This is a genomic window from Ruegeria sp. CDSA141 (assembly GCF_059612005.1).
Genome location: NZ_JBXWPT010000006.1, coordinates 235,422 through 242,063, shown reverse-complemented (window position 1 = coordinate 242,063; position 6,642 = coordinate 235,422). Strand labels below are relative to the sequence as shown.

Below are 6,642 nucleotides of genomic sequence, written 5' to 3'. Positions count from 1 at the left end.
CCAAACGCATGCTCAATCCCGTGCATCTGCAGAACCTTAACAAACGCCTCTTCCGTCGTCATCTTCATGTGGGTGTTTCCTTATCTTTTCAGGACGCTGAAGCCCCTGTGAGTTACAGTATTTCGTCTTTGAGGTAGTAGCCGACATACGCCATGCGCTGTCCCAGACGGCGAAACGGCGTCAGGATGCCGTGGCTCGGCAACGGGGACGTGAAGATCGGCAGCTCAAATGCCTTGTCCTTCTTGCCTGCAACTAGCTGCGCCATGCGTCGTCCGGCCTGGGCCGAGTACATCACGCCATTGCCACCGTAACCCATGGCGTAGAACACGCTCTGCTCAGGATCCGGCCGGAAAATGCGCGGCATCATATCGTGGCTGACATCAACCCAGCCCCACCAGGAGTAGTCGAGGTTGACATCCGCCAGCGCCGGGAACTTGCGGGCAAGTCCCTTCTTCAGCATGTCCAGATGTTTGCCGTTCTCGGCATCACGCCCTGTCACCGCGCTGCGGCTGCCGATCTGCATCCGATTGTCCGGCAAAAGGCGGTAATAGTGGCGCAGCGTTCGGGTGTCCGTCAGGGGGGATTTGGTCTGGATACCGCATTCATCCAGCTCGGCCTGTGTCAGAGGTCGTGTCACCATCGAGTTTGACAGGATTGGCATCAGGCGGTGCCTGGTTCGGTTGTTGAGACCCGGCGGAGTATAGCCCGCCGTTGCCAAGGCAACGGATTTCGCGCGCACAATGCCACCCGGTGTACGCAAGTGATGTACTCCGCCTTTGGTTTGCCATCCCATGACTGGGCTGCCAGTGTGGATTTTCACGCCCAGCCTGCGCGCCATGTTGACATAACCGAAGGCCAGCTTGCCGGCGTGGATGCAGGTTCCGTCTGGTTCCCACATCGCGCCTGCGGCCTCCATGTCCCGCACATGTTTTTCATGCAGCTCATCTCGGGACAGGATACGCGAACCATAGCCGAACACATCGTTCAGCAACTTGCTCTCTTTCTTGAGCGACGACATGACTTTTTCACGATGCGCGATGTAGTAATGGCCGCCCGGCTGCGGATCACAATCGATTTCATCCGACGAGATCAGATCGTTGAACAACTCGAAAGCTTCAGTGACTTCGGCATGCATGCCTTTGGCCACATCTGTGCCCCAGCGCTGAATCCATTGCGACCGTTTCAGCCGCCCGGATGAGATCTGGGCCTGCCCGCCATTGCGGGTCGAGCATCCCCAAGCCACGGTATTTGCTTCAAGAACAACCGCTTGGATACCGTGTTCCTTGGCAAGGTGAATGGCAGTGGACAGGCCGGTATATCCCGACCCGATCACCACGACATCCGCATCCAGATCACTGGAGATCGGTCCGTCATCAGCCGGAGGTGTTCCGGCTGTTCCTATCCAATATGTTGGCGCATGGTCGCGATTGTGACCCGGACCCGCATCCATGATGGGGTCATACTTTGGATCATAGCTGGCTTTGGGCCAGTGACGCGGGATGCTGTGGTCCACCATTCTTGTTTTTCTCCGAGGCTGCGCGCAAGGCGGCGGATCAGGCTTTGAACATTGGGCGTGTCTTGCGAAGCGCCTGTTTTACGACGATCTTCCCGTCACGCACGGTAAACAGGTCTGCGCCTTCAGCTTCGACCCGCATACCGTCGGCATCGGTTCCCGAAAAGGTCCACTCGGACACGGCGCGATCGCCGTGGACAAAATGACTGTGGTGATCCCAGTGTGCGTCCTTCATGCCTGCCCATACGCCTGAGAAGGCAGCGGCGATAGCTTCAGAACCTTCGACTTTGTTGCCGTATTTCTCGTCACCAGCCACGGTGTAGAACACGCAGTCATTGGCGAAATGGGTCATCACACCTTCGATGTCGTGACGGTTGAACGCGTCGAACGTGTCTGCCAGGTCCTGCGCAGTGAGGGTATTGCTCATGGTCTTGTCTTTCGTGGTTTTTCAATTGGATGTTTCGTCGTCCCGGTATGGAACGACGAGCGTGGGGATATCTGCACGGCGAAGCACACGCTTGGCGACTGTGCCAAGGAACGTATGCGAGAATCCGTGATCGTGGGCGCCCAAAACGATCAGGTCGCAATTGAGCTGATGTGCGCGTCGCAGAATCACTTCGGCGGGGTGTCCGTCGATGATTTCGATCGTTTCGATCTGATCCTGGATACCGCGATCAGCTTCGGGTAATGCAGCCCAGAATGCCTTTTGCCGCTCGGTCAGCACCGCCTTGACGTGGTCATGACGCGCTTTCAGAGCTTCATTGCGCGAGCCTGTATCTTGCATGAACATGCGAAGAGTTATCAGCGCGTCGTCGCTGAGGGGCTCGGAGACGTGCAGAACATGTAATTTTGCCCCTGTTGACGCGGCCAGGCTGGCCGCGTGCTTTAGGGCATAGGTGGAATTTCGCGACAGATCTGTCGCGAAAAGGATCTGCGTAATTGTTTGTTTCATGGTTTCAGTTCCCTTTTCCGTTCATTCGCGCCTAGTAACCGAACACGCGCGGCAGCCAGAGCGATATCTCGGGGAAGAACGCAATGATGAAGATCGCAATCGTGTTGATGAAGGCGAACGGCAGGGCGCGTAACGAAATCTCTTCAATCGAGATCTTCGATATCCCCGACGCGATGAACAGGTTTTCACCCAGCGGTGGTGTCTGGAACCCGATGCCCAGCGTACAGACCATAACCACACCAAAGTGGATCGGATCTATGCCCACGCTATAAGCTACGGGCAGCATCACCGGAACCAGGATCAGGATGGTTGCAAGTGTCTCCATGAACATGCCGACGAACAGCAGGAACAGGATCACAAGTGTCCAGATCACATAGATGTTGTCAGTAAAAGACAACATACCTTGCGCGATCACAGCCGGCACCTGGTTTTCAACCAATAGACGCCCGAATACTGTTGCCGTGAACATGATCAGAAGAACCCGACCGGTCAGCCAAGTGGTGGTTTCCAAAGCACCGAACAGACTGCTCCACGACAGCTCGCGATAGATGAACGCGCCCACGATCAGCGTGTAGAAGATCGCAACAATGGCCGCTTCTGTCGGCGTGAAGTAGCCTGAATAGATGCCACCAAGGATCACCACCGGTGCCATCAGCGCCCAGAAGCCGCGATACATCTCGCACCACATAAGGCGTGCAGACCAGCCATCCGTACTGCCGGTGTAGTTGTTCTTTTTCGCTAGAATGTAGTTCATCAGCAGCAGGCTGCCTGCGATCAGGAAGGCGGGCATAAATCCAGCGATAAAGAGCTTCGGAATCGAAACGGTCTGGAACTGGCCGAATTCTTCTACAGCTTCAGGTGGGGGCGGCATGCCCAATGCAGCGATGCCAAAAATGATCAGCGGGATCGACGGTGGGATAACGATGCCCAGACCACCTGACGAGGCAGTTATGGCCGATGCAAAACCTTTCGAATAACCGCGATCGATCATGGCCGGGATCATCAGCATGCCAACGGCGGCAGTCGTTGCCGGGCCAGAACCAGAGATAGCACCGAAGAACAGGCAAGCCATGACGGTTGCAGCCGACATGCCGCCTGTGAACGGACCCGCGAAGCTTTCGGCGACATTGATAAGCCGTCGCGACAGCCCCGAGGCCTCCATCAAAGCACCAGCCAGAATGAAAGCGGGTAACGCCATCAGCGGGAAGGACCCAACCGAGGTAAAGGCGATCTGTACGAATTTGATCGGGTTTTCACCCAAGTAAAGAAAGGTGATCAAGGTTGAGACGCCAAGCGCCACGGTGATCGGAGCACCGATGAACAGCAGAAAGAGAAATCCGCCGAACAGCAGTGGGATAATTTCAGCGCCCATTACTTTTCTCCCTCAGAGCTGGAAGTGGTGTGGCTATGGCTTTCGGCCTCGGCTTTGACAGCATCTAGATCAATCGAATCCGGATCGACTATCTCTTCATCCAGCACGAGTTTTCGGTAATTCACCTGGATCACGCGGATGGTCATAAGGGTGAATGCGATAGGCAAGACGATATAGACCCAGCTCAGGTGGAACCCGAGGGTCTGCGACGACTGAAATCGATTCATCTTGTTGAAGATGAAATCAATCGCCAGATAGACGAAAACGACATTGAAGAAGATCCAGAAGAGATCCGCGAATGCCTCGATGTATTTGATCGCGCGGGGCGACAGGAACTTGAACTGAAACGTCACCCGATTATGGGCGCCCATCTTTGCCGCGTAGCTGGCGCCAAAGAAGACAAACCAGACGAACATGTAGATCGACAGTTCTTCAACCCAGGAAAACGAGAACGCAAATAGCGTTCTCACGATAACCTGAAGAAACAACAGACAAACGAATATCGCCAACAACGTGCGACAGATATAGCTTTCGATGTTGTCTACAAATCCCCAAAATTTCGACATCTGACCCTCCCTTTTTGTAGGGGGCACCGTCAGGCACCCCCCATTTCATTGACCTTTTGGTCCTTGCTTATTGCGAAACCGGCTCGCGGCCGATTTCAGCCAGCACAGCGTTGAGCTTTTCGACGCCACCGATGCTTTCATAAAACTTCGGCCACACGGCGGTGGTTGCCAGTTCGATGAATTCGGCCTCGTCGTTCTCAGGGTCGACGATTTCCATGCCTTTTTCGATCAGGATCTCTTTGATCTCAGCTTCCTTCTCGCGCAAGAAGTCGGCAGACGCCTGTGTCGCGGCTTTACCGGCTTCAAGAATGATCGCCTGATCTTCGGCGGACAGTTCCTGGAATACCTGCTCGGAAATGATGAGCGGTTCGATCGAGAAGATGTATCGGATGTTTGTCACATACTTCTGAACTTCGTAGAACTTCATCGCGTTGATGGTGGTGTAAGGGTTGTCCTGACCGTCAACAACTTTGGTCTGCAGTCCGGCGAAAGTTTCCGACCATGCCATCGGCGTCGGGCTGATACCCCAAGACTTATACGTGTCGATCATGATCTCGTTCTTGGGAACGCGGATCACGAGGCCTTCCAGATCGGCAACCGACTTGACCGGCTTTTTTGAGTTGGTGAGAACGCGGAAACCTGTGTAAGTCCAAGCGATGATGCGAACACCGGCGTCGTTGATTGTGTTCTCAGTCAGTTCCTGACCGATTGGGCCCTGGGTCAGCTTTTCGGCGTCCTCAAGGCTGAGGATCACGTAAGGCAGGGTGAACACGCCAACAGTCGGCGAGAACGGGGTAATGTTGTTGATCGCCAGCAGCGACATATCGAGCGTGCCAATGGCCGCGTCATTGACGGTATCCTGCTCGGATCCGAGCTGACCGTTCAGGAAAAGAGTTGCCGTATGATTGCCACCCGATAGCTCTTCAAGGGCAGCTTTGAAGCCCAGTCCCGTTGCTTCTTGGCTGGAACCCCCGCTGTCGCCAACTGCGATTTTGAAGTTCTTCGCGTCAGCCGCGCCTGCGACCATCAGTGCGGCAACGGATACGGCTGCACTGATGGTGCCTAGCTTCTTGATAAATGACATGGATTTCCTCCCATTTGTCGTGTTTCGAGGTGCGCGCTGACCCGGGGAGAGATAGGCCAGTCCGATTCTACCTCGGCGACACGAAGCTAACTTGCCAACATGGTTTCGTCGTTGTTAATATTTGCGCGAAAGGTTTCACAAATATCAAACATACGATATGAAACAGAACAAACTTGATACCCGGATCGGGGACACCGACATCCGTCTTCTGCGCGTTTTTAAAACCGTCGCGGAAAGTGGTGGAATTACTGCCGCCGAGATCGAGCTGAACATCGGAAAATCGACGATCTCGAAACACTTGTCTGACCTGGAACTGAGGCTTGGCCTGAAGCTGTGCAACCGGGGACCGTCAGGATTTTCACTGACGGAAGACGGCGAGAAGGTGCTGGCCGCGGCAGAAGACCTGCTCATTTCCGTGGCGCAGTTCAGAACCGAAGTCAACGAAGTCAAACAGCAATTGGCCGGCAGTATCCGCGTGGCTCTGTTCGATCAATGTACGACCAACCCTGAGGCCCAACTTGCCCGCACCATTCACAAGTTCAATGAGGCCGCACCGGCGGTTCACATTGAACTGTCGCTGGAACCTCCCAACGTGATCGAAACAATGGTCATCAGCGGGCATCTGGATGTCGGCATCATCGCGTTGCACAGACCATCGGCAAGCCTGGACTACACACCGCTCTACGGGGAAAACATGTTCTTGTACTGTGGGCAGGAACACCCCCTGTTTGATCGCCCAGATCCGGAGTTGCATTTGAGTGATCTTCGCAAGTTCAACTACGCCGGCTTGAACGTAAACTCTCCGAACCTCATCGTTGGTCAACAACTGGGGTTTCGACGTGCCGCCAAGGTGCAAAACGAGCAGGCACTGGTTATCCTGATACTTTCAGGCCGCTACCTTGGGTTTCTTCCGGACCATCTGGCGCAGGAATTTGTCGAACAGGGGATTATGAAGCAGGTTTTACCGCGGGAAATCAAATACAGAACCCGTTTCGCGGCCGTAGCCAGGAAACAACCTGCGCCAACACGTGTGGCCAAGTTGTTTCTGGAAACATTGGAAAAGGTGCATTCTCAGGTGCAGTAAGAACGTGCTCAGGGCGTCTTGTTTTCCAAACCCAAACCCGCCCGCCTGGAAGCAGCACACGACGCGAGGCC

7 protein-coding genes are annotated in these 6,642 nt (G+C 54.8%); 1 reads left to right on the top strand and 6 read right to left on the bottom strand.

The genetic code is table 11. The features are described from left to right. Positions 1–112: 112 nt before the first annotated feature. The 6 genes from AC2FLP_RS11705 to AC2FLP_RS11680 all read right to left on the bottom strand — a co-directional run bounded on the left by AC2FLP_RS11705 (position 113) and on the right by AC2FLP_RS11680 (position 5,487). The gene (locus AC2FLP_RS11705) at positions 113–1,516 is read right to left on the bottom strand and encodes an NAD(P)/FAD-dependent oxidoreductase (RefSeq protein ID WP_299901810.1); all 1,404 of its coding nucleotides are present in this window, start codon (positions 1,514–1,516) and stop codon (positions 113–115) included. Between the two features lie 37 nt (positions 1,517–1,553). Next, the gene (locus tag AC2FLP_RS11700) at positions 1,554–1,940 is read right to left on the bottom strand and encodes a nuclear transport factor 2 family protein (RefSeq protein ID WP_117873623.1); all 387 of its coding nucleotides are present in this window, start codon (positions 1,938–1,940) and stop codon (positions 1,554–1,556) included. A 21-nt stretch (positions 1,941–1,961) separates the two neighbouring features. After that, on the bottom strand, positions 1,962–2,465 hold the full coding sequence (locus tag AC2FLP_RS11695) for a universal stress protein (RefSeq protein WP_117873625.1): 504 nt from the start codon (positions 2,463–2,465) through the stop codon (positions 1,962–1,964). A gap of 31 nt (positions 2,466–2,496) precedes the next feature. Then, positions 2,497–3,837 carry a TRAP transporter large permease gene (locus AC2FLP_RS11690; RefSeq protein WP_117873627.1) on the bottom strand — a complete coding sequence of 447 codons (1,341 nt, stop codon included), beginning with the start codon at positions 3,835–3,837 and terminating at the stop codon, positions 2,497–2,499. Beyond that, positions 3,837–4,403 (bottom strand): TRAP transporter small permease, encoded by a 567-nt coding sequence (locus AC2FLP_RS11685; protein WP_117873629.1) that lies wholly within the window; start codon positions 4,401–4,403, stop codon positions 3,837–3,839. The genes AC2FLP_RS11690 and AC2FLP_RS11685 overlap by 1 nt, the downstream gene beginning before the upstream one ends. A 67-nt stretch (positions 4,404–4,470) precedes the next feature. Further along, on the bottom strand, positions 4,471–5,487 hold the full coding sequence (locus AC2FLP_RS11680; protein WP_117873631.1) for a TRAP transporter substrate-binding protein: 1,017 nt from the start codon (positions 5,485–5,487) through the stop codon (positions 4,471–4,473). A gap of 157 nt (positions 5,488–5,644) precedes the next feature. Here AC2FLP_RS11680 and AC2FLP_RS11675 point away from each other — a divergent pair, with 157 nt between their 5' ends. Next, complete coding sequence (locus AC2FLP_RS11675) at positions 5,645–6,571, top strand: LysR family transcriptional regulator (RefSeq protein WP_496683900.1); 927 nt, start codon at positions 5,645–5,647, stop codon at positions 6,569–6,571. The last annotated feature ends 71 nt before the right edge of the window (positions 6,572–6,642 follow it).

What these genes read in the sequence shown, in the direction of transcription:
- AC2FLP_RS11705 (WP_299901810.1), bottom strand. Translation starts at nt 1,516, where the DNA reads ATGGTGGACCACAGCATCCCGCGTCACTGGCCCAAAGCCAGCTATGAT.
- AC2FLP_RS11700 (WP_117873623.1), bottom strand. Translation starts at nt 1,940, where the DNA reads ATGAGCAATACCCTCACTGCGCAGGACCTGGCAGACACGTTCGACGCG.
- AC2FLP_RS11695 (WP_117873625.1), bottom strand. Translation starts at nt 2,465, where the DNA reads ATGAAACAAACAATTACGCAGATCCTTTTCGCGACAGATCTGTCGCGA.
- AC2FLP_RS11690 (WP_117873627.1), bottom strand. Translation starts at nt 3,837, where the DNA reads ATGGGCGCTGAAATTATCCCACTGCTGTTCGGCGGATTTCTCTTTCTG.
- AC2FLP_RS11685 (WP_117873629.1), bottom strand. Translation starts at nt 4,403, where the DNA reads ATGTCGAAATTTTGGGGATTTGTAGACAACATCGAAAGCTATATCTGT.
- AC2FLP_RS11680 (WP_117873631.1), bottom strand. Translation starts at nt 5,487, where the DNA reads ATGTCATTTATCAAGAAGCTAGGCACCATCAGTGCAGCCGTATCCGTT.
- AC2FLP_RS11675 (WP_496683900.1), top strand. Translation starts at nt 5,645, where the DNA reads ATGAAACAGAACAAACTTGATACCCGGATCGGGGACACCGACATCCGT.